At 56.7% G+C, this 22,755-nt stretch carries 17 protein-coding genes and 2 tRNA genes; 10 read left to right on the plus strand and 9 right to left on the minus strand.

The genetic code is table 11. The features are described from left to right. Positions 1–331: 331 nt before the first annotated feature. The gene (locus KJ970_19015; protein MBU2693013.1) at positions 332–619 is read right to left on the minus strand and encodes an HU family DNA-binding protein; all 288 of its coding nucleotides are present in this window, start codon (positions 617–619) and stop codon (positions 332–334) included. Between the two features lie 447 nt (positions 620–1,066). Here KJ970_19015 and KJ970_19020 point away from each other — a divergent pair, with 447 nt between their 5' ends. The 6 genes from KJ970_19020 (at position 1,067) to KJ970_19045 (ending at position 8,370) form a co-directional block, all read left to right on the plus strand. After that, a complete protein-coding gene (locus tag KJ970_19020; GenBank protein MBU2693014.1) occupies positions 1,067–2,260 on the plus strand; it encodes a hypothetical protein in 1,194 nt (397 codons plus the stop codon). A gap of 243 nt (positions 2,261–2,503) precedes the next feature. Then, a complete protein-coding gene (locus tag KJ970_19025) occupies positions 2,504–6,337 on the plus strand; it encodes a hypothetical protein (GenBank protein ID MBU2693015.1) in 3,834 nt (1,277 codons plus the stop codon). A 90-nt stretch (positions 6,338–6,427) separates the two neighbouring features. Further along, a tRNA-Gln gene (locus tag KJ970_19030) sits at positions 6,428–6,498 on the plus strand. A 111-nt stretch (positions 6,499–6,609) separates the two neighbouring features. Then, a tRNA-Glu gene (locus KJ970_19035) sits at positions 6,610–6,681 on the plus strand. A 65-nt stretch (positions 6,682–6,746) separates the two neighbouring features. Beyond that, entirely contained in the window at positions 6,747–7,421 is a 675-nt protein-coding gene (locus KJ970_19040) for a hypothetical protein (protein ID MBU2693016.1), read from the plus strand. A gap of 4 nt (positions 7,422–7,425) precedes the next feature. After that, positions 7,426–8,370 (plus strand): hypothetical protein, encoded by a 945-nt coding sequence (locus tag KJ970_19045; GenBank protein MBU2693017.1) that lies wholly within the window; start codon positions 7,426–7,428, stop codon positions 8,368–8,370. A 46-nt stretch (positions 8,371–8,416) separates the two neighbouring features. Here the strand turns inward: KJ970_19045 and KJ970_19050 are convergent, their stop codons facing one another. The 5 genes from KJ970_19050 to KJ970_19070 form a co-directional block, all read right to left on the minus strand. Beyond that, positions 8,417–9,721 (minus strand): MFS transporter, encoded by a 1,305-nt coding sequence (locus KJ970_19050; protein ID MBU2693018.1) that lies wholly within the window; start codon positions 9,719–9,721, stop codon positions 8,417–8,419. A 28-nt stretch (positions 9,722–9,749) separates the two neighbouring features. Then, complete coding sequence (locus KJ970_19055; GenBank protein MBU2693019.1) at positions 9,750–11,744, minus strand: Na+/H+ antiporter NhaC family protein; 1,995 nt, start codon at positions 11,742–11,744, stop codon at positions 9,750–9,752. Next, complete coding sequence (locus KJ970_19060) at positions 11,741–12,619, minus strand: RNA methyltransferase (protein MBU2693020.1); 879 nt, start codon at positions 12,617–12,619, stop codon at positions 11,741–11,743. Before KJ970_19060 ends, KJ970_19055 begins: the two co-directional genes overlap by 4 nt. 87 nt (positions 12,620–12,706) lie before the next feature. Next, on the minus strand, positions 12,707–13,618 hold the full coding sequence (locus KJ970_19065) for an AEC family transporter (GenBank protein ID MBU2693021.1): 912 nt from the start codon (positions 13,616–13,618) through the stop codon (positions 12,707–12,709). An 11-nt stretch (positions 13,619–13,629) separates the two neighbouring features. Beyond that, positions 13,630–13,902 (minus strand): acylphosphatase, encoded by a 273-nt coding sequence (locus tag KJ970_19070; GenBank protein ID MBU2693022.1) that lies wholly within the window; start codon positions 13,900–13,902, stop codon positions 13,630–13,632. A gap of 113 nt (positions 13,903–14,015) precedes the next feature. Here KJ970_19070 and KJ970_19075 point away from each other — a divergent pair, with 113 nt between their 5' ends. Then, a complete protein-coding gene (locus tag KJ970_19075) occupies positions 14,016–14,723 on the plus strand; it encodes a ribonuclease H-like domain-containing protein (protein ID MBU2693023.1) in 708 nt (235 codons plus the stop codon). 139 nt (positions 14,724–14,862) lie between these two features. Further along, positions 14,863–17,541 (plus strand): DEAD/DEAH box helicase, encoded by a 2,679-nt coding sequence (locus KJ970_19080; GenBank protein MBU2693024.1) that lies wholly within the window; start codon positions 14,863–14,865, stop codon positions 17,539–17,541. Here the strand turns inward: KJ970_19080 and KJ970_19085 are convergent. Further along, positions 17,492–17,938, minus strand: a complete 447-nt coding sequence (locus KJ970_19085; GenBank protein ID MBU2693025.1) for a hypothetical protein — start codon at positions 17,936–17,938, stop codon at positions 17,492–17,494. The two genes, KJ970_19080 and KJ970_19085, sit on opposite strands and share 50 nt — an antisense overlap. 168 nt (positions 17,939–18,106) lie before the next feature. Here KJ970_19085 and KJ970_19090 point away from each other — a divergent pair, with 168 nt between their 5' ends. Further along, positions 18,107–18,817 (plus strand): PIG-L family deacetylase, encoded by a 711-nt coding sequence (locus tag KJ970_19090; GenBank protein MBU2693026.1) that lies wholly within the window; start codon positions 18,107–18,109, stop codon positions 18,815–18,817. Positions 18,818–18,903: 86 nt separating this feature from the next. Further along, complete coding sequence (locus tag KJ970_19095) at positions 18,904–20,619, plus strand: glycosyltransferase family 39 protein (GenBank protein ID MBU2693027.1); 1,716 nt, start codon at positions 18,904–18,906, stop codon at positions 20,617–20,619. A 6-nt stretch (positions 20,620–20,625) separates the two neighbouring features. Here KJ970_19095 and KJ970_19100 read toward each other — a convergent pair whose 3' ends face one another. Then, positions 20,626–22,029, minus strand: coding sequence for an HD domain-containing protein (locus tag KJ970_19100; GenBank protein ID MBU2693028.1), 1,404 nt, complete (start codon positions 22,027–22,029; stop codon positions 20,626–20,628). Continuing rightward, entirely contained in the window at positions 22,022–22,735 is a 714-nt protein-coding gene (gene nfi, locus KJ970_19105; protein ID MBU2693029.1) for a deoxyribonuclease V, read from the minus strand. The genes KJ970_19100 and nfi overlap by 8 nt, the downstream gene beginning before the upstream one ends. Between the last annotated feature and the right edge of the window lie 20 nt (positions 22,736–22,755).

The following is a 22,755-nucleotide window of genomic DNA, read 5'->3' on the forward strand; positions in this document are numbered from 1 at the left end:
CGCAGAGGCTGGGACTATTCGATCGAAAGCTGCGGGTTGATGAGATCCTGGCCAAGAGGCTCTTTGCCACACGGACGCGCTTACCGCGCAGGCTCAAACAATATTACAACCGCACGATTGAGACCCGCTGCATCCCGAAGAACCGCCTTCATGAGCTGAAATACGCCTATTAGAGCCGCGGCGAGCATGAAAAGCGCCCGGCGGCCGCATGGACCGCCGGGCGCTTGACCCCCACAGATGCAATTTCAGAAGCACAACCTAAAAGTAAAGCATCCCGATCATGGACCGGGATGCTTATGGAACCAGAGGATCCAGCCGGATTCACCGGCTATTATTTCTTCTTCGCGGGTGCGATTTGTTCCTTGAGTGCTTTGGCTACGGTGAAAGCAACCTTCTTGCGGGCCGGGATCTTGATGGGCTCACGGGTCATCGGGTTGATTCCCATGCGGGCCTTTGTGCGGCGGACTTTAAATTTGCCGAGCCCCGTTAGGGGAACCTCTCCGCCCTTCTTCAGGGTTTTCTGTACGACATTGGTCAAACCCTCCAACGCCGACTTGACATCTTTCTTCTCGAGTCCGGACTCTTTAACCAACATTACGACGAGCTCCGTCTTCGTCATCTCTCAATTCCTCCTATTGCCGCTGATGGCGAATCCAATTTTGGTTCCACCGGACATACTAACTGAAACTGGAAAAAGAAGACAATAAAAATCTCGCTAGAATTCACTATTAAAGAGAAGTGTGTTCATCAAACCCATCATCATTGCAGGCTGAGAGGACAACAGGGATGGCCCCGAAGAGTGTATGTGAGTACAAGGTTATCGCCCGGAACTCCGATTGGGGAAAGGGGACTCCGGACTTTAAAATCCGGCACTCACGTTGACACTTGCAATCCAGCGATGATAGCCTTCATCTAGGCCGAAGAGTTTGAGAGAGGGGTTTGAACTCTCACCGTGGACCCTTCGATTTTGAGAACTGAATGATTGGGAAGGAGAGAACACATGTCTCGGCGGCAAGGTTTGAGTCGTTCCACCATGATGTCATCTTTACCATTAACCCTCCTCATCATGACCTGTTGGGCTGCTTTTAGCATTGGATGGGGCGGTGAGGCGATAGCTGATGAGGAAGGGGCGCGTCTTCTGTCCAAGGACTTGGAACTCGCCGCTCCGATGATTCATCCGACGGAGGATGGCCAATGGGTTTGTGTCGAGACGGCGGACGGTTTGGTTGAAGTTCCTCTCGGCGCTCCGGCCCTGCCTTCATCCGACCTTGTTTTTTCGCTACCCAGGGGTTACCGGCCCGTTTCAGTCCGTCTCGAGGGAGGCCGGTGGGGGGAACTTGACCTTCCGTTGCCGGTCCAACCCTTTGCCGGTGAAAAGCGGGGCGGAGTGGAAGCCCCGTTATCCGTCGAAGCCAATCCCGATATTTATCAATCGCCCGGTCTTTATCCTCGGGAACCGGTGGAACTCATGGCGACGACCTTGGCCGATCAACAGACATTAATAGGTGTCAGGGTTTCGGCGATCCGTTATGAGCCTCTCAGCCGGCAGTTGCTCTGGCTGGAGAGCGGCCGGGTTATCCTTGAGGTCGTCCCGGCCGATGAGCCGGCGGGTGCCGTCAAACGTCTGCGTCCTTCAATCGAGAGCGATAAACTCCTCAAAAAGGTAGGCGGCCTCGTCTATGCGTCGGACGGATATGCTCCGGCATTCATGCCGACGCTCGAGGGGAGTCCGGTTGAATATCTTATCATCACCACCGCGGATCAGTCGGCTGCGTGGCAGGAACTCGCCGATTGGAAAACCGCTACCGGGACTCCCGCGGCCGTGCGCACGATTGAAAATATTCTCGAAAATTATCATACCGGCGCCGACGATGCCGAGCGCCTCAGGTTCTTCCTCAAGGATGCTTATACCTATTGGGGACTCAAATATCTTCTTCTCGCCGGTGAGCCCGGCCGTATTCCGATTCGCTACTTCCGCACCTGGTCCTTCAACCAGGACGGCGGCGGAATGGATATCCTGACCGATCTTTATTTCGCCTGCCTGGACGGAAGTTGGAATGCGGATGGTGACCGTTTCTTTGGCGAGCCGATTCACCCCGATCCCACAGATCCGAACCCCGAGCAGAATAATACGATCGGTGACGGTAATGATCTGAACGGGTATATGGATTTCGGTCCCGATATCTTCGTTGGCCGCGTCACCACGGTGACAAGTGCCGAGGCGCAAGGTTATATCCATAAGTATTTGACATATTCCTGAGCGCCCGCCACCGATGGGTATCTCGATCGTGTCATCCTCTTCGGTGAAGTTCTATTCGATTCCGGATGGAGATACGGCGATCATCGCACCTATGATGATGACGAGGCTTGTCCACAAGACGGAATCCCCTGCGCCACAAGGGATGGTGCAGAGGATTGTGAAGATCTTGTCAACCTAACAACCTATTCCAGCTGGCAACCTGATTTCCTTCGTTTCTATGAGAGGTATGAGCTCTGGGGGCCGTTGTATGACAATGTCATCGCGACGCGGCATTGGCAGATTATGGCCGAACTCAACGCGGGTGCGAACATCGTTCATCATGTTGGTCACGGTGATATTGATCGTTGGGCTATAGGAAGCGATCCTGCCAGCAAAATCGAGCAACGGATTATCGTTGCGGATGCCCAGGGTTTGAGCAACGGAAACAATGATCACTTCACCGGATTGACATACGCCATCAACTGCAATTCGGCGGCGATCGATTTTAACTGCCTCGCGGAGGCGATGGTTGTCAATCCGAACGGCGGGACGATTGTCTATATCGGATCAACAAACCTCGACTTCCCCAATGTCGCCCGGACCTTTCAAAATCCATTCTACGAAGATCTCCTCCGTTACGAAACGCAATATGCCGGCGACGCCTTCTACGAGACAATGGAAACCCGCGGTGCCGGAATGCGCGACACTGATGATACAACGCGCCGGTTCCTTCTCTATTGTTTAACCTATCTTGGCGATCCCCAGATGCAGATCTGGTTGGGCAATCCCGGTACGCTTGCGCTTGATTTCCCGGGAACGGTTGAAATCGGTGATGATACGATCGATATTGCCGTGACCAAAAACGGCAATCCCGCCATTGGGGCGCTGGTGACCCTCTCCAAGGACGGGGAATCGTACGCCTACGGAATAACCAATGTGGATGGCGAGATCTCTCTTCCCCTTATGGCCAACACGACGGGGACTTTTGATGTTTCCGCCACGGCCTATCAATCCGTGGCCGCTTCCGGGTCCGGACAGGTCGTCACCACCACCGAGACGGTTCTCTCCCTCGGGGATATTGTGATCATCGATGACGGAACCGCGAACAGCAGGGGCAATGGAAATGGTCTTGCCGAATTGGGCGAGACGGTGGTTATCGATCTGAGCGTGATCAACAACGGCGGATTGGCGGCTTCCTCTGTGCAGGCCGACCTCAGTTGGGATGAGACAACCTGGGAATCTTTGGTCGATCTCGAACTGGCCTCCGCCTCGCTCGGTGGCATCGCAGCCGGATCCGAGGCCAACGAGCCGGCCGCTTTCCGCATCAGGATCCCACGCGTTCTCGACAGCGCGGATGCGGCAAACCTCGTCGGTGATGATCTGATGCAGATGGCCTTTGAGATCGAGCTGACCTCGCTGGAGGTGACACGGTCTCACAAATGGGTCCTCGAAGCATCGCGCCCGATCTTAAAAAAATACATCAACCTCGTTGATGATGCCGCCGGCAATGATGATGGGATCGCCGACAATGGTGAAACGATTAATCTTTATGTCGGTTTATGGAATCAGGGAATGGGGACCGCAAGCGCCCTGGCGGGCAGTCTAGTGGCGTATCCCACATCAGCGGCGACGATGATCGATAACTCCGCAGATTTGGAGGAGTTGTTGCCCGGAGAGGCCGGTGCGATCGGGCCTTTCCAGCTGACGCTGAACAATGTGACCCAGCTGACCCTCGGCCTTTTCATCAAGGATATGACGCCGGCGGATCATCCTCAGGTTCTGAACCGCCGGTTCCATCTGATTCGGCCGCCGGCGCCCGACTCACTGAAAAGCATCGGACAGCGGTCCAGCATCGTCTTGATCTGGCAGAATCCGCTGGCGCCTCGCGATCCGATTATTGGGGCACGCGTCTACCGCTCCGAACAGGAAGCAGGACCTTTTGAGGAGGTCTTCCCGGGGATGGCGATGAACACGACCTATTTTCGGGATGATGGCCTCAATGCCCTCACCGCTTACTATTACAAAATCGCCGTCATCGATTCATCGGGGAATGAAGGGGCCTTGAGCGAGATGCTCGAAACGAACACCTCACCCGGTCCGTTGGCCAACTGGCCTCAACTTCTTGGGACAGCGACGCGGTCGTCGCCGACCATTACCGAGTTGGACGGGTGGGCGCTTCGGGAGATTCTGGCCGGTGGTGAGGTGGTCTATTGTTTCCATGGAGACGGGTCCGAGTTTTACGATGGTGATGGCATTGCATCGACCAGCGGCATCCTAACACAGCGACCGGGGAGTGAAGACGCCCCGATCTGGGGAAAGGTTGCGGCATGGGATATGGATATGGCTGCAGACAATGACCCGGAAATCGTGGCGCTCTCCTTCAGCGGATGCCCTGACGGCAGCGACACCGGACTCTCCGTTCTCATGTCGTTCAATCATAAAGGAGAGATGATCTGGCACCACTGCCTCGGGCGGTACGGCGTCGCCTCTCCAGCCATCGGGCTTATCGATTCCGATGATGAATATGAGGTGGTCACGGCAACCTCATCCAGGATCTTTGCCTATAATCATGACGGAACCGCCATGAGTGGGACCAACAACGGTGTCCTCAAGGATATCGTCGATGCGAGAAACCTCTTCCAGACACCGACACTGGCCGACATCGATAATGACGGCACTGATGAGGTCCTCCTCCTCGCTTGGAATGGTAATGACCGGCTCCAGGCGCAAAAGCTCTTTGCGCTCAACGGTGATGGCACTGATGTCGCTGGATTTCCGGTCGATTTGGGGACGCTTGGTTACAGCAATCTCATAGGCAACACCGGCTCTGTCGTCGTGGCCGATCTTGATCAGAACTCGGAGCCGGGCGATCTCGATTTGGAAATCGCCTTCATGACAGCCAAGAGGTTCTGGATCTTTGAGCATGACGGATCCTTGCGGCTCGTCAGCTCGAGCGACGGCGCCCTGGCCTTTGGCAATGACGGCGCCGGGCTTCAGACGCCGGCGATCGGTGATGTCGATCTCGATGGTCATCCCGAAGTCGTCTTTGCCCTCAGGACGATTTATGGGATGGTCCTTCATGCGCTGAAGGGAACGGCGACAGAGGTGTCGGCTGAGAACGAATTGCCGGGCTTCCCGCTTATCATTGACGAGAACAATGATTTTGAGCCGGGTTCGCCGATCATTGCCAATATCAATGATGACATCTTTCCGGAGATCCTCATCGGCGACACCGAAGGCCGCGTTCATGTTTATGACAAAGATGGAAACGGCGTTCTGGGATTCCCCTATAACATTCCCGGCGCTGATCTCCGTTACGGGGGGTTGGCCGTTTGGGATGTTGATGGGAATGGTTACAACAATCTGGTCATCCAAGCTTCGGACAATCGGGATCTCCTCGTTCTGGATCTGACGCAGTCGCTCTTCCCCTCGGATCCCGATGAGAGAATCCGGCAGAACCCGTGGCCAATGAAGTACCACGATGCCCGGAACTCCGGCTTTTATCAGGCGGATATCATGACGCCGGTCTTCCTCAGCCAGCTTTCCGCCATTGAAGAATCACCGGGGAAGATCCGGATCACCTTTACGACGGCGGTGACCGGCGCGGAGATTCTCATCTGGCGGCAGGAAGCGGCGCAGGGGGAGTGGACCCTTCGACACCGCCTGACCGCCATCGACGGCGAGCTGGGGCATTACGATATTTTGGATGAGACGGAAGCATCGGGCACCTTTGAGTACAAGATTGAGATCGTTGACGACTCAGGAACTACTTTTGAGGCCGCCCGCTTCCAAGTTGAGGCGACCGGCTCCATCCGGGCCCTGACCCTTGAGCCGAATCGACCGAATCCCTTCCGTCCGGGAACGATGCTGAGCTTCCAAATCCCGGGAACGGAGTCGACCCCTGTTGAACTTTGGATCTATGATTCGACGGGCCGGGTCATCCGGCGTCTCATTTCCGGAAACCTGCCTCCCGGAACGCATCAGGTTCAATGGAACGGGCGGAACGATAATGACCAGCCTGTAGCGGCCGGACTCTACCTGGTCCGCCTGCGGGCCATGGGGGAGGAGAAGCAGGGCAAGATGTTGCTGCTCAAATAAGTCGGGAGACGCGCCGAAAGAACTTATTCTGCGCCCGAAGAAAAAGGGGGTTGAAAGGAAGTTCAGCGTCCGAATAATAGAGAGCGGTACTGGGGAGTGGTCTAACGGTAAGACACATGACTCTGGATCATGGGATTGGGGTTCGATTCCCTGCTCCCCAGCAGTAGCGCTTCCATCAATGAGTTGCCTGCCAGGATATTGAAGGCTCTTGCCAAAGGCATGGGACTCTTGATAGTGTGGATTTGGGGTTGAGGGGAAAATCTTCTGCATGTGGCGCTATCGTCTAGGGGTTAGGACACATGGTTCTCAGCCATGAAACCGGGGTTCGATTCCCCGTAGCGCTACAGATTGCGAGGGAGCCGGGCAGTCTGAGCGAATCGACACCCGGCTCACTGCTTGCAGGTAATCTATGACGAATTCCGATGGGAAAAACGATCGCCAGTCCTGGAGACGCTGGGATGGGAAATGGGTATGGCCGGGAAAGAAGATCAATCGCGGCGAAACACCCAAAAAAATCCTGTCCAGGTTCTGGTATCTCCTGATTCCCTTCATCGGCCTCATGTGTTCGCAGGAATCCTATGTGAGGCCTCATCTCGTTCATTTCGAAGATGTCACCAATCGCGAACGAAAATTGTTCCTTGATAACAGGGATGCATTGAAACTGAATCAAGGGAATCTCGAAACAGAAATCACGAATGTTCAATTCGAGATGGACACGACGGTGATTCCCCAAGCTGCTTTCTACGAGATGATTCTGGATAGTCTTGTGACAATCCGGCGCACCTTTGATGAATCCCTGCCCGTGACCGAAGCCCTCATTGATTCACTCAGAGGAGTGAATCAAAATCTTGTCGCGGAGAGCCAGTACAATGCGGGAGTATGGGCTCGCCGAAAGGTCACCCGCGACAGCCTGCGGCAGCAGGTCTTGATATTTGCGGATTCTCTCGTTGCGCTGGCCGATACAATTGATGCCAAGGAACATCTAGTTTATCGGGTACTACATCCGGGTGAGTTCAGAAAAGAAACATCTCTCTTCCCCGGGGAAGCGGATTATCCCGATAGAGACAAACTTCCGAAACGGTGAGGTCATGGCTAGATCGAGTTACAATCCATCTCTGCTACTCCCGATCATTGATGTGATCGTGGGGCTTACTTTGTTGATCGGGGCCGGATACATCTGGTACAACACCCGCGGTCAGGAACAAATCATCGAAGCCCAGGAACAACTCGATATGACCCGGCGGCAGCAGACCGATGAAATTAAGACGATCAACCAGATGATCGCCGAACGGGAAGATGAACTGGTTAATATTCGCAACGAGCAGCTGGCCAAGACACAGTATGTACAATTTCTACAAGAACGTATCGAGATGGAGACGACACAGATCTCCGAGGGGCGTGAAAAGGACAGGCGCTATACCGATGAACTCCTGGAGCTTCGGGACGATATCCGGATCGCTCGAGATGAGCTGAAAGGAAATCTCGCGGGTGTCGCGGAAGAAGACGGCCGTGTCCGCAGACGCACCAGCGAACTTGATTCTCTCAAGGTTGAGTCCCTTGTCCGCCAGCAACGTGTCAGCGCATTAGAAAATGAGATTGCCGAAGCCCGGGCCGTCCGCCGGCATGACCCCTGGTCGATCTTCCCTATCCAAACCGGATTTTTGGCGGCTTATGAGTATGGCGACAAGGATCAGCGTTTTATCGCAGGACTCTCCCAGGATCTGATGGATATTCAGAATCTCAAACTGGGGATACAGGGAGTCCTCGGGCTTTCTTCATCGGAAAACCGGTCTTTGAAGGAGGGTGGGCTCTACCTCAATGTTCCACTGATCTTCAGGCGGGCCTCCCTTGAATTCGGAGCTGGAATCCAGGGAACAACAGAGGGGGCGGGGGACACCAATGTCGATCCCTACGCCTCGGCCAACTTCCGACTGGCGCCCATCCGCAGTGAGCGATTCTTCCTGCTCGGCGGACCTTATTACACGGGATCGAACACAGCGATCCGCCTGGGCCTGGGATTCGGCCGCCGCTAGGCCGCCGCCGCTGAGCCATCCGCCACAGAGTTTAAAGGAACCGGTCTCAGGGCCGGTTTTCTTTTACCAGGATCTGGAGTTCTTCCTCGAGCCGCGCTTCTTTGAGACCGGTGAGTCCCCACAGGCCGGCCATAAAAAAGAAGACCATACTCAGTACGGCCAAACGCAAGTCGCCGGTCAGCCAGACAACAAGCCCATAGGTGAGGGGGCCGAAAATCGCGGCAAAGCGATTGCTGATCGCGAAGAGTGAAAAGACGGATCCCGCGACCGGCGGTGGCGTGGCGCGCCCGAGGAGAGAGCGCCCAAGGTTTTGTGTCGGACCGAGAACAAATCCGCCGAGAATACCCAGGATCCAATATTCAGCGCCCGGTTGTCCTGTCCATCCCAGCCGCCAGGTTGACACAACAATGGCGATCCAAACCAACAGGCAGAACTGCAATATCCGTCGGTCACTGTAACGATCCGCCCAGGCGCCTAAAAGGGGAGAGCCGAAGAGGGCCGCTCCCTGAATGACCAGAAAGTAGAGCACCAATCTTTCAGGGGGCCACTTTAAAATTGTCGCGGCAAAAATGGAGGCCATGGCCACCACCGTTTGAATGCCGTCCCCATACAAGAGGTTGGCCAGGAGAAAGCGGCGGAGTTGAGGTGAACGCCAGGCCCCTGCCAACAATTCTCTCACCCGGATAGACTTCCCCTCCACGGGCCGCAGAGGGATTTTATGGGCCGTCAAAAGGAGGGGGAGGCTAAAGAAAGCCCACCAGACGGCGGTTAGTGGAAAAGCCTGCGTTACCGTGATCTGAAGGATTTTACCATTGGGCAGGGTGACACCCTTCAAGAGCAAAAGATCGATGGCGAGGACTAGACCGCCTCCAAGGTAACCCAGACCCCATCCCCAGCCCGAGAGCCGCCCCATCGCGCCGGGTGAGCTGATACGCGGTAGCAGGGCGTTGTAGACCACGCTGCTGAGGGCGAATCCCAGGACCGCCACGGGAAATATGACGAAGGCCAGGGGCAGATCTCCCGGCTTGATCAGTCCCAGCAAGGCGGTGGCCGCGATCCCGGCGCCGGCGAGGCCGGCAAGCCATAGGATGGGCCGGTGAGAACGATCAGATCGCAGGCCGATGGTGGGCGCCAAGAGGGCGACAAGGAACAGTGTGAAGGAGAGCAGAAAGGTATAAAGCGTGGGGCCCGGTATCCGGTTTCCCAGAATGACCGTCCCTGCCATCCCTCCGGCCAGGCTGCGGGCGAAATATTCATTGAAAAGAACAGCGAGAATGGTCGTCGCGAAGGCTGAGTTCGCAAAATCATAGAGACACCATGAGGCCCTGACTTCCCTCATCCCGGCGTTCATCTCATCCGCTCTCCCCTCTGTGGATGGATCAAGGGGAATCGGCGGGGACCCGGCGCCCCAGGATAAAAACGAATCCGGTCAACGCAAGGGCCCCCAGCAGGAGGGACCACCAGGGGCTCATCCCAAAGGCGGATGGGAGATCGCCCAGAACGATTCCGGTGAACCCGGCCAGCAGGGCATAGGGGAGTTGGGTTCGGACATGATCGACATGGTCGCAGGATGTGGCTAGTGACGAAAGAACGGTGGTGTCGGATATGGGTGAGCAATGATCGCCGAAAACGGCTCCCGCAAGGATACTAGAGAGAGATCCCAGAAGGATCCGGTGGGCCGGTCCCGGATCGAACCCATGATAACGACAGGTTTCGATAGCTAGAGGAATGGTGACCGGGATGAGAATCGCCATTGTTCCCCAGGAGGTGCCTGTGGCGAAGCTCACGAGGCTGGCCACGATAAAGATGAGAAGGGGCAGGAAATGGGGATTCAAGTGTTCGGAAAGCAAGCCCACAAGATAGGGAGAGGTTCCAATCTCGCGGCAGATATCCCCGAGGGACCAGGCCAGGACCAGGATAATCGCCGCCAGCAGCATCCCACGGAGGCCTCCGACCCAAGCTGAAATTCCTTCACCCAGATCGAGAATCCTCTGACCCCAAGCGAGAACCAAAGCCAAGATGCCGCCCAGCGCCGAGGCCCAAAGGAGGGCCGAATAGGAATCGGCCGCGCCAAAGATATCCCCCACGAGACGGTGCGGTTGGGGATGGTGGAAGAAGTCGGCGAGGCTTGGGGATCCAGCCGCGGGGGATCCTGTGTACCAAAGACCGATTAATGTGGCGGCGACGACGGCGAGAATTGGAAGCAAGGCGTTGATAGGCCGGGGGGCGACCTCCTTTTTGGGACGGAGGGCGTCGCTCTCGAAGTCGGCGAGGGGTTGCGCGCCGGGCCGCAGCACCTGACCGGTTCGGGCTCTGATCTCGGCCTTCAGCATGGGGCCCCAATCCCGTCCCGTGGCCGCGACAAGAAAACCCAAAACAAGGGCCAGGATGGGATAGAAGCGATATGGCAGGGTTTCAAGAAAGACCTTATAGGCATCCATCTCCGAACCCACATCGTGAAGGGCGTCGCCGATGAGTCCGACTTCCGTTCCGATCCAGGTCGAGATCAGGGCAATGCTCGCGACCGGCGCCGCGGTCGCATCGACGAGATAGGCCAACTTTTCCCGGCTCAATTTCAGGCGGTCGGTGATGGGGCGGAGGGTCGGCCCGATGATGATCGTGTTGGCATAATCGTCGAAGAAGATCAGGAGACCGAGAAACCAAGCGGCGAGGGCGCCGCGCCGCGGTGTGGTCGCCCGGCGGGCGAGACGTTGCACAATTCCCAAGGTGCCGCCGCTCCGGCTCATCACTCCCACCATACCGCCGAGAAAAAGGGTGAAGAGAAGGACCTTCACATGATCCGAGTTCGCGATGGCCCCCACGATGGTGGTATCGATGGCGCGCAGGCTGCCGGCAAAAATGTCCGGTCCATTGATAAAGACGGCTCCGACCCAGATGCCGAGAAGCAGGCTGACCAGAACCTGCCGCGTGATGAGGGCCATTGCAATGGCGATGAAAGGGGGTAGAAGGGTGATGAGACCGGGCCACAATGTAAAACCGATGGCGGCAAGGGGCGATCCCGCGGCATCAACGATCACCGCTTCGCAGTGTCCCCAGCCTCCGATTTGAAACTCCGGTGTTGTATAACCTTCATCGCTTGCTTCCAGGGGAAGCTCTTTTACGGTTTCACCGCCTCTCTGAATCAGAAGACGGTATTCTCCGCCGGCGCCGGCTCTCTGTTTGTCGGGTGGCGGAGAAAAGACAAATTGAGTGGGAACGCGGCCCAGAACGAGACGGGGTGCGATTCGATCCCATCCGTTATGGAATTCGGCCTGCGCCGCCGGAAGACGGCTCAGCTGCGGAAGAAGGAAGAGGACAATAAGAATCCCACCTGCGGAAAGCCATCTCCAGGAAGGAAGCGGAGTCCCTCTCAACGCCCTCCTCCTTTTTTTATAGACGAACCATTCTTGAAGGCATAGATCGCGACGGCGCCCGCGGCCGCGACACCGAGCGATTCGACCGTCGGAGCGATGGGGATTTTGAAAGACTCGCGGGAGGCCTCTAGAAGGATCTCCGGAAGGCCGTGTCCCTCACTCCCGAGAAATAGAATGCGGGCATGAGAGGGCCCCATGCGGGAGGGAATCAGATCCTTGTCGCCACTCGGGGATAGGGCGGTCAGCCGCCAGCCGGAGGTCGACAGAATCTTGAGGGCGCGGTGCAGCGGTTCTTCGGGGGGGAGTTCCCAGACAGGGAACCGAAGCACCGTCCCGGCCGAGGCGCGAATCACCTTCGGATGGAAGGGATCGGCCGTACCTTCCAGAATGAGGACACCCTCCGCACCAAAAGCGGCGGCGGAGCGAATGAGGCTGCCGACATTAGCCGGATCCTGAATTTGAGCCAGAGCGGGAATCAGACTGCTGGCACTGGAGGGTTTGGGTGGGAAGGGGGCAAGCGCGGGACGATCCCAAACGGTGATCAAACCTTGAGGTGAAGGATCACTTGAGAGTGTTTCCATAACATTGTCCGCGACATGTAGATGGGATTTCGTCCCGTGACGCAGGGCGGCCAGGAGCTGTGGCGCCCCACTGACATGCTCGATATGGGAGCTGCTGACGACGAGACGCAGCTCCAATCCGGCGGCCCGGGCCTCTTCGGTCGGGTGGCGCCCCTCGACGAGGATCACACCCTCTTTGCGCGCTCGATCGGGGCGGGAAAACCACTTCCGCAGCTTCAAGATTCTGGGGTTCCGAAGGGAGGAGAGCTTCTCGGCATCGGCGCTCTTTAAATCCGGTCGAAGATCTTTTGTCATGGGGTCCTTTCCTGAGCTTGGCATGGAGGAAAGATAAGGGACGTTGGAGGATCTGTCCAGGAGCGTGAGCTCTTCCTTGCGCCGCCGTCAATTCCAAATCCGGCTTGGCAGACCGCTCTTTATGAGGATGAGTGTGAGGGGAAGAATGACAATGGCGAAGAGAGTGGTCAGGAAGACCATGGTCGCCACCAAATCGGCGTCGCGATTGTAACGGCGGGCAAGGACAACGGTCAGTGCGGCTGAAGGCAGCATGCCGTAAAAGAGAATGATATCCCTTGAGAGGCCCTGCAGCGAAAAAAGAGTCACCGCAATAACGCCGCCCGCCAATCCCAATATAAAACGGAGGAAGACACCCATCAGTGCGAGCCGGATGTGTTGGAGACGCACACCCGACAAGGTCTGCCCTAGAATGATCAACAGGACGGGGATCGCGCCCTTCGCGGTGATATGGGCGGTTTCATTGAGAACCGGCGGCAATGTCAAGTGGAGGGCCTTCATGCAAAGCGCGGTGAGGGTGGCGACAAAGGCTGGTTCGCGCAGGAGCAGATCGGGTCGAAAACGGCCGGAAACCCAGGCGATTGCCAGTGTGAAGACAATAATGTTCGTCGTGATGTAGCAGAGGATACCCAGGCTCATGCCGGCCGGGCCGAAGTTGGGTTCCAGCAGGGGGAAGGGGATATTGGCGGAATTGACAATGACGAGCGCCAATAAGAGGCCCCTCTGAGAGCCGATTTTCAGAAATCGTAAACAGACCGCTCCTCCCAGAAAGGAAACGGCCATGATGGTCAGGACACCGGCCGGTATTTGCCACGCCGTCGCCAATTCGAGCTTGGCATCGAGGATGACCGTCAGGGCGAGCGCGGGCAAGAAGACCGACATCGTGACATCGGTGAGAATCGTTGTCTGTGATCCTTTAAACTTCCCGTAAATGAAACCGAGGGCCACGACACCGAATGTCTGTCCGACGGATAAGCATACGGTCTGAACCGATTCCCACATCCTTCAAGACCTCAATAGAGAATGGTGAAGGGATTGGGCGCCTCATCGCAGGTATCCCAAGTTACTTTGACCGCTTCCACGTTCGCCAATCGGGGCCCTTCCTGCAGGTAAGTTATAAATTCCTGGAGTCTGCTTTGTTCCCCGCGTGCGACGACCTCCACCGATCCGTCAGGAAGATTTTTCGCATAACCGGCAAGGTTGAGTTCCAAACCCCGGTCGCGGGTTTCCATCCGGAAACAGACACCCTGGACCCTTCCCGTTACAATGGCGTGAAACTGGCGCATAGAAAACTCCTCTGAGAAACCTGGGCCCAACTCTACCACCCCTTGGCATCTTCCCCCAAACCATGGTAGGAAGGGAGCGGAACCTGCATCATAAAAGGATGGTTTTGAAAGGAATGACTGAGGCACGACGCAAAGAGTCCCCATCGGCGGCCGGGCGGCTGCGAAAAGCTATAAAGGGCGCCTTTCCCCGGGCGAAGTGGAGTGAGCCCGGCCGGGCCTATGGTCTGTTGACCCATGACATGATTCTCAGATCGGAACCTGGATCCTCGGGTCCCTGGCCGGATGAGGCCGGGGGCGGCACCCTCTTTATTGATTTGGAGACCCTGGGATTCATTGGCCGGCCCCTTTTTCTTATTGGTGTTCTTCGTCCCCTGAGCTCGAAAAAGGCGTGCCTTATTCAATATCTGGCCCGGGATTATGCCGAGGAAGAATCCATCCTGCGCGCCTTCAGGCACCATCACAAATCCCATAAGATCTGGATTACCTTTAACGGCAAGGCGTTTGACGCCCCCTTTCTTATGGAAAGGTTCAAGTATCATCGGCTTCATCCTCTCGCACCCGGATATCATTTGGATCTTTTACACGCCGCCAGGCGGGAGTGGCGGGATGTTCTCCCCGATTGCCGGTTGAAGACATTAGAAAGTCATGTCTGCGGCACCTGGAGGGGAGAGGATCTCGACGGGGGCAAGGTGCCCGAGGCTTACCATGATTTTGTGCGCACGGGGGATCCCACGGATGTGGTGCGTGTTCTGCAGCACAACCGGCATGATCTTCTGACGTTGGGAAAGCTGTACCGCATATTGAAACCGGCCTGCGAGTGAACGGCCGATGGTTGACCGGCCCGTGATTGACTTCCGGCGGATGCTCTCTAAAATTCCCATGACACCATTTATTCGGGGAGGCCCGACCGGCCGGTTTGAATGATTCCGCCCCCGGCTTGGCATTGAGGAGGTTTGCACCATGGGGAACCGCGCCCAGGAAATCCGCGAACAGCTGCTGGCTCAAGGCCGCCAGGTCAAAGAAAAACGTCCCGGCCTCTCACTTCTCGATATTCTTGAGGGGTTCGCTCAGGGAACGGGGAGCCTTGTGCGACTTGAGACCATTCCAGCGCGGGAAGCGAGGATGGCGGAACCGGGACGGCCCCTTCCCGAACCCCTCCGCCGGCAGCTGGCCGGATCGGGAATCGAAACCCTCTATCTTCATCAGGCGCGGTCCCTCGATATTCTGCGAAACCGCCGGAATGTGGTGGTCGTGACGGGGACGGCCAGCGGCAAGACCCTCTGTTATAACCTTCCCGTCCTGGAATCCCTATTGGAGGATCCCCGCCGCCGGGCCCTCTATCTCTTTCCAACAAAGGCGCTGGCCCAGGATCAGCTGAAAGTCCTGCGGCAATTGGGTGTTGGGGCGCTGAAACAGGTTAAGGGGGAGGAGGAACCCCTCTTCCGCGCGGCGACCTATGACGGCGATACACCGGGGAATTTGCGAAGCAAAATCAGAGATGAAGCCCGCATCGTTTTAACAAATCCCGATATGCTGCATGCCGGAATCCTGCCGAATCACGCGCGCTGGGCCGATTTCTTCAGCCGGTTGGATACGATCGTTCTCGATGAGATCCATGTCTATCGGGGTGTCTTTGGTTCGAACGTCGGCAATGTTTTCCGGCGGCTGCTGCGGATCCTGGATCACTACAGGGCGCGGCCCCGGATTGTCGTTGCCTCCGCGACCATCGCCAATCCGAAAGCTCTGGCGGAGGAGTTGACCGGATGCCCCTTCGAATTGGTCGATGAGGACGGATCCCCCAGGGGCAAGCGCCATTTTGCGATTTGGAATCCACCGCAGGTGATGCCGGGAGGGATGGAACGCCGGAGTTCGAATATGGAGGCCCGGGACCTGATGGTGCGTTTGATTGAAGAAGGATATCAGGTCATTACCTTCGTCCGGGCGCGCCAGCTCACCGAAGTTCTTTTGCGCTACTGCCAGGAGGATCTTTCACAAAAGGGCGGGGGATTGGCCGAAAAGGTCCGCGCCTACCGCGGAGGATATTTACCGAAGGAGAGGCGGGAGATCGAGGCGGCCCTCTTCTCGGGTGAACTGATGGGGGTGATCTCCACTAATGCCCTGGAATTGGGGATCGATGTCGGGAGTCTGGACGCGTCGATACTCGTCGGTTATCCGGGTACGATCGCCAGCGCCTGGCAGCAGGCGGGACGGGCCGGACGGCGGGAAGCCGAATCGGTTTCGGTTCTCATCGGACACAACCTGCCCATTGATCAATATCTGATGCGGCACCCCGATTATTTCTTTGCGCAAAGCCCGGAGTATGCCGTCGTCGATTCGACGAATCCGCATATTCTGCTGGGACACCTCAAATGTGCGGCTTATGAGCTTCCCCTCGAAGCGAAGGATAATAGACTTTTCGGCGAATATGCGCCGGCCTTGCGGAAGTTGCTCGAGGAATATCATCAGGTGCGGACGATAAAGAAACGTTCCTATTTCAGCAGTACCGATTATCCGGCCGGCGCCATCAGCCTCCGGACAACTTCTATCCAGTCTTATACAATTGTTGAGGGAACGGCGGGCGGCAATCGTGTCATCGGCACGATGGATGAGGCGAGCGCTTTTCCACAGCTGCATCCACAAGCCGTTTACCTGCATGATGCCGAGACATTTCTTGTCGACGAGTTGAACCTCGAAGAGCGTGTCGCCTATGTTCATCGGGCGGATACCGACTATTACACACAGGCCGTCAGCGATACCCAAATTATGATCAACGAAATTGAACGCGAGAAGACCTGGAACAAGACGCCGGTCTCCTTCGGCAATGTTTCGGTGACCGACACGGTGGTGATGTTCAAGAAGATCAAATTCGGGACACGCGAGTCGATCGGATACGGGGATGTCGATTTGCCGGCGCAAGTCCTGCACACATCATCCTGTTGGTTCACGCCTTCAATAGAAGCGATACACGAAGTCCTGAAATGGGGCCGGGCGCCGTCCGAGGGAATGCTCGGCCTCTCCAATGTTCTCTCAGAAGTCGTCGGGCTTTTTGTCATGTGTGACCGGCAGGATGTGGGGACAACCGTCGACGCGAAGACGACCGGGGCGCAGGCGATCTTTATCTACGATAAATATCCCGGTGGATTGGGTTTTGCGTCCAAAGCCTACAAGCTTCTCCCGGAGATCCTCGAGGCCTGCCGGCTCTTGGTGAGTGAATGCGAGTGCGAGGGGGGGTGTCCCTCCTGTGTTGGATCGCCGATTCCACCCTTTGCGCAGCAGGACCCCGATACGCAGGGGAAGGGAAAGATCCCCGACAAAGAGGCCGCCCTCATCCTGATTCATGCCCTGCTGGGTCTAAAGGCCTACAAGCCGAAGGGAGGGACGATTCACCCGGTGCCGGTGGAGAGTCTGCCGATTGAGAGATTGCCGATTGAGAGTCAACCTGGGGAGCGTCTACCTGGGGTCGAAAAGGAGAATCTTGAGAGGAATCTTCGGAAAGGGGATCTCCCGGACAGTGAAGCCCCGCAGGAGCCGATGAAACGGCTACCGCGCGAGGTGGAACGGCGGCTGCGGGAGTTGCTCGAAGCGGCGTCTAATAGTCATCCTCGGCAAAAGGGTGTGGAGCCCGACCCTCTTTCTTGAAATTCCGGAGCTCTTCCTCGAGCTTGGATAACTTCTTCTGCCGCGTCTTCTCGCGCTCAGGGTCGCCGAACAGCTGTTCCATGGCTTCTTGGCGCTCCCGGAACTTTTCCTGAAATTTGTCGACTTCTTCCCTCAGCTTGGGGCTCTCGTCTTCTTTCTGGAGCTCCTCCAATTTGAGATAATCGCCGATCTCATACCGGACATCGAAGGGGCTTTCAATCGGCTGGAGAATCTCCCTCTCCGACAATTCATGGAGAAGCATCGTCACAAGCTCAACCGGGATATCGGTGAGCTCAACCAGATCCCCCGCCGTGGGGGCCTTCTGGTTCTTGTGGCTCAGGATGCGAACCGCGGCCATGATCAGATGGCCCTTTTCGTAGCTCAGTATAGTTTTCATCACTTCCATAGCCTGCCATGACTTCGGCATCATCGCAAGGGGCGGCTCCCTCACCCTCCGCAGAAAGCGGCTCTTTCCGATAGCGGTCTTCTTGAGCCCCGGTCTGAAGATCCTTATGCTTCAGGTGGGTGGGATTCGATTCTGTCGTCACCTATTGGGAGTGAGGGTATGAAAGAAACGCCTTGTGATGTCGTGGTTTTCGGGCCGCATCCTGATGATGCCGAGATGGTGATGGCCGGGACGATGATCCGAATGGTCCGGTGCGGCTACAGGGTTCTCAATGTGAGCCTCACGCGCGGGGAGATGGGAACCTACGGGGATGTGGAAACCCGCCGGGAGGAGTTCCTCAAGGCGAATGCCCTCATGGGGACAGAAGGGGTCCTGCTCGATTTCCCCGATACGGGCGTGGTCAACGACAGGGAAGGGAGATTGAAGATCGCATCCTTCGTCCGGAAACAGAGACCCCGTGTCGTCTTTGCGCCGTACCACACCAATCCCTATACGCATCTCGACGGATCGGCCAATGTGGATCATTCCCCCGCCGGTGAGCTCGTGCGCGACGGGCTCAAACTCGCCCGCTTCCGGCGGCTGCTTCCCGAGTTGACGCCCCACAACGTGCAAAGGATCTTCTATTACATGATCCCCAAGGATCACCGCCCCACATTTGTCGTCGATGTCAGCGACTTGAAGGAAGAGATTCACGCCGCCATCAAGGCCTATGCGACACAAATGAGCATCCACCGCGAGCAAATCAAGATTTTGGATATGCTGGATGCGATACGCGCTTTTCACGGGCTTCGTATCGACCGTCCGCTGGCGGAGGCCTTCCTCAGTGAAGAGGCTTTGAAACTTGAGGTTGACGATTTCTTTCACATTTAAGAAACGCTGAGAAGCCTCTGTTCAACCTCTTGCCGGGGGAATGAAGATTAGAAGCGAACCGGCCGAGACGAAGGAGAGATTCACGAATGAGACGGTCTATCGGTCTGCTTGAGGCCATTCCCCTTCTCGGCTTAGTCCTCGCCTATCTGATTCTTAAATGCTACTCCCTTCATCCGACCGTGACCGACGATTGGATCTATGCTTATCTGGCGCGGCGGATGGGGGAGGGGGCCTGGCCGTACCGCGATTATTTCTTTGCGCATCCTCCCGTTCATTTGCTCGTCATCGTCCCCATCATGAAAATCTTCGGTTTTAGCATCACGGCGGTCAGGGTCATTCCCGCGCTCGCGAGCCTGGCCTCGGGGTTTTTCCTGTGGGCATTGATCCGCCGGGACGGCGGACGAGTGGCCGGGTGGATCGGCATGGCGTCCTTTTTGTTCGCCTATGATGTTCTCCGGTCGAGCAGTCATGTGACAGGGGCGAACCTCTCCCTGGTCTTTCTGCTGGGCGGGACCTTGGCATTGCGTAACACCCGCTGGATCACGGCCGGCATTCTCCTCGGTCTGGCTTCCCTTGTCGCGCTTTATACAATTCCTGTTATCGGTATACTCCTGCTTCTCACAGCCTATCTCCGGAAGCCGGGCTGGAGGCGCAGTTGGATCGCCTTTGGCGTCCTCTTTCTCGGTCTTCAATTGCTTGTCGCCCTTCCGGCGCCCGGCAACTATCTCGACCAAGTTTATCTTTATCACCAGATGAAAAAAAAGAATATCCGGAGGACGGAAGAGACAATCTACCGCGCCGCCGCGAATCATGAGATACCGGCATCGGCCCTCCCGATCGCGGTGGGCGGGTTTATCGCCCTCGGCGGAATCGGTTGGCGCGGCCGATCCAGGAATGAAAAGAAGAAGCTCAAACATTCGAGTGCTCAACAGAAACCGAAGCATCATGGAATCCTGAATCCCGAAGGATTGAACGGCCACCGGGTTTCAAAATCGCTGGCCGCCGTCTTTCTCGTAGCATTGGCGCAGCTGCTTTTCTTTCTGCGATTACCGGAAGTCTATGCTTACTACCTTCTCATACCCTATGCGATCCTGGCCGCGGCCCTCGGACTGGGGATCGCCGCCTGGTGGGAGGTGATGAAGGGTCTCATCTCATGGAAGGACGGTTCCAAACCGGGGAAGAAGATAAGATTCCACCTCCCGGCGGACCGGCTTCCGATGGTTCTTATGGGAATCCTGGTGACGGTTGGAGGCCTGACGCTGATAAAAATCATCCGCCCGACGGCGGAAGGAAACCATGCCGACGGGAGGACGATTGAATACAAGTGGCGTGCTTCGGTGCTGCCCTCTTTTCTAGACAACGCCGTTCATAAATATATATGGGCGGATCAGAGAATCGTCGGACAAAAAGCCTCGGTCGCCCGGCTCTATTTATGGCATGAAGCCCGCGGGTTGGAATATCTCGATGAGATTTCCACCGAACTCCGGCGCAGGATACCCGAGGATGCATGCCTCATCGGCGATTCGATGTTGGCGCCGCTTGTCGCCTTGGCGGCCGGCCGTCGGATTATCGATGATGAAGCGGATACGAATACGAAGCGTTTCCGCTCGGGCGCGGAATCGATGGATAGGTTCATATCGAGAATCGATAGAGAGTCCCTGCAGGCGATTGTCTTTATGGAGGGAGTGTTCCTGGACAGCTTTCCGGCCTTCCGGGCCTGGCGCGAGAAGAATTTCGTGGTCGCCGGTGTTTGGGACGAAGGTCCCGGCAGAAAGATGACCCTCGCCGTCCGGGGAGGGTAGGTTGTTTCAGCCGGTAGCCTCCGGGTGTTTATTCCTCGCGTACCATTCCTTCAACTCACGGATCAGTGATTCCGGAGTATTTAATTCGGGATCCTCAAGTACAAGTTCCAAGAGGTGGTGAAGAGCGTCTCCTATGACCCGGCCCGGAGTGACGCCGAGTTCCCGCATGATATCATTTCCGTCAATGGCGAGATCCCGCACGCTGAAGGCATTGTCCTTTTCGAGAACTTCCTGAATGCGATCCCAGAGCTCTTGCAGTTTTCGGGACGCATTGGCCCTTCGCTTGCCGCTTCCGGCCGTATCGGCCTTTCGCAGTTCAAAAAGATCGGGAATGTTCTCCATCCCCACATCCCGCACAAATCTTCGCACCGCCGAGTCGGTCCACTCCGTTTGGAAGAAGAACATATGGTGCCGGATCAAGTGTTTGACCTTCCGGCGTTCTTCATTGCTGTAACGCAGGCGATTCATGATGGCGCCCGCCTTTTGGGCGCTGACAAATTGATGCCCGTAAAAATGGACATCCTCTTCAACAGTGCGGGTCGCCGGTTTCCCGATATCATGAAAGAGGGTCGCAAGGCGAACGATAAGATGATCCTGGGCTGCGGCGTCGGTTGCCGCCAGGGTGTGTTCAAAAACATCGTAGGCATGGAAGCGGTTCTGCGTGATGCCGTCACACTCGGCGATCTCGGGGAGAATCCGCCTCAGAACGTCGATCTGTTTCAGCAGAAGAAAACCGGTCGATGGTTTGGGCGACAGCAGAATCTTGTTGAGCTCGTCCCGGATTCTTTCTGAGGAGAGGTGATCGACGAGGGCCGCTGATTCCGACATGGCGTTTAATGTACAAGGTTCAATAGAGAAATCCAACTGCACGGCGAAGCGGACGGCGCGCAGGATGCGCAGGGCGTCCTCGCGGATACGATCTTTCGGCTCGCCGACCGCGCGAATGACCCGGTGGCTCAGATCGGTTCGGCCGTCGTGAGGATCGATCAGGTTTTGAGGCGCGGTGGGATCCCATGCCATGGCGTTCATTGTAAAATCGCGGCGATTGAGATCTTCAGAGAGCTCCATGGTGAACTCGACAGAATCGGGGTGTCTGAAATCGGAGTAATCGCTCTCACGGCGGAAAGTCGTCACCTCAAAGATCTCTCCATCAGCTGGGATGAGAAGGGTTCCGAAGCGGGCGCCCACATCAAAAGATTTGGGAACCGCGCGCCGGAGTTGATCAGGGGGCAGATCGGTGGCGAGATCCCAGTCATGAATCGCCCGGTCCAGCAAGAGGTCCCGGAGGCAACCGCCGACGATAACCATCCGCCCGCCGGCATGTTGGATCCAGCGGCCGATCTTATGCACGCCGGTGGGGAGGGTCTGGCCGAGATTTCCGGTTTCTATTTTTTTACTGATCTCATCCATCTCCGGACCTCGGCTGAGAATTTTTAAACTGCTTGACCTTCTGATCCGCAAGACGGGTTGGTCGCGGTATGCGAAAACCGCCATGAAGGGCAAGGGTCAAACGAAGCGATTCCTGGAGGCTGAGACGATGCCCCGGTGATACATAAACGGGGCGGACATTATCCCGTGTTCTCACCGCATAACCGACGGTCTCAGTCCCCAGTCGTATCGGGCTGTGGCCGCCTCTCCGGCGGTCCGGTTCTCTAACGGCGCCGCAGAGGAGGCTTTTGGCGATTCCCAAGGAGGGAATGTCATAGAGGACTCCCAAATGGCAGGCCAGACCGAATCGCCGCGGGTGGGCGATGCCCTGGCCGTCACAAACGATCAGGTCGGGTATCCTAGAGAGTTGTTCAAGGGCCTGCTGAAGAACGGGTATTTCGCGGAACGAAAGCAGCCCCGGAATATAGGGGAAGCGAGCGCCCAGTGACGCATACACCTCTTCCAGCATCTCACCCGACGGCCAATCCAGCAGAACAACAGCGGCGTACAAGATTTCACCCGCCGCGCTATGAAACCGGTGGCCGTTCGTGGCGACATCCAAACCGGCGACAAGAAACGAATCACCCTTCAGAGATCCTTCTAATGAAACCTCTTGTCTTAATCGCTCCTGGATTTTCACCGCTTCAGGCGTGCTGAGATTCCATGGATGGGCGAATCGCGGTTTCATGAGGCCATCCCCGTGACGAT

Source organism: Candidatus Eisenbacteria bacterium (assembly GCA_018831195.1).
GTDB lineage: Bacteria > Eisenbacteria > RBG-16-71-46 > CAIMUX01 > JAHJDP01 > JAHJDP01.

Bases quoted from the DNA above. Each gene is read 5' to 3' on its own strand.
- KJ970_19015 (MBU2693013.1), bottom strand. From the start codon at position 619: ATGACGAAGACGGAGCTCGTCGTAATGTTGGTTAAAGAGTCCGGACTC.
- KJ970_19020 (MBU2693014.1), top strand. From the start codon at position 1,067: ATGACCTGTTGGGCTGCTTTTAGCATTGGATGGGGCGGTGAGGCGATA.
- KJ970_19040 (MBU2693016.1), top strand. From the start codon at position 6,747: ATGACGAATTCCGATGGGAAAAACGATCGCCAGTCCTGGAGACGCTGG.
- KJ970_19045 (MBU2693017.1), top strand. From the start codon at position 7,426: ATGGCTAGATCGAGTTACAATCCATCTCTGCTACTCCCGATCATTGAT.
- KJ970_19050 (MBU2693018.1), bottom strand. From the start codon at position 9,721: ATGAACGCCGGGATGAGGGAAGTCAGGGCCTCATGGTGTCTCTATGAT.
- KJ970_19060 (MBU2693020.1), bottom strand. From the start codon at position 12,619: ATGACAAAAGATCTTCGACCGGATTTAAAGAGCGCCGATGCCGAGAAG.
- KJ970_19065 (MBU2693021.1), bottom strand. From the start codon at position 13,618: ATGTGGGAATCGGTTCAGACCGTATGCTTATCCGTCGGACAGACATTC.
- KJ970_19070 (MBU2693022.1), bottom strand. From the start codon at position 13,902: ATGCGCCAGTTTCACGCCATTGTAACGGGAAGGGTCCAGGGTGTCTGT.
- KJ970_19075 (MBU2693023.1), top strand. From the start codon at position 14,016: ATGACTGAGGCACGACGCAAAGAGTCCCCATCGGCGGCCGGGCGGCTG.
- KJ970_19080 (MBU2693024.1), top strand. From the start codon at position 14,863: ATGGGGAACCGCGCCCAGGAAATCCGCGAACAGCTGCTGGCTCAAGGC.
- KJ970_19085 (MBU2693025.1), bottom strand. From the start codon at position 17,938: ATGAAAACTATACTGAGCTACGAAAAGGGCCATCTGATCATGGCCGCG.
- KJ970_19090 (MBU2693026.1), top strand. From the start codon at position 18,107: ATGAAAGAAACGCCTTGTGATGTCGTGGTTTTCGGGCCGCATCCTGAT.
- KJ970_19095 (MBU2693027.1), top strand. From the start codon at position 18,904: ATGAGACGGTCTATCGGTCTGCTTGAGGCCATTCCCCTTCTCGGCTTA.
- KJ970_19100 (MBU2693028.1), bottom strand. From the start codon at position 22,029: ATGGATGAGATCAGTAAAAAAATAGAAACCGGAAATCTCGGCCAGACC.
- nfi (MBU2693029.1), bottom strand. From the start codon at position 22,735: ATGAAACCGCGATTCGCCCATCCATGGAATCTCAGCACGCCTGAAGCG.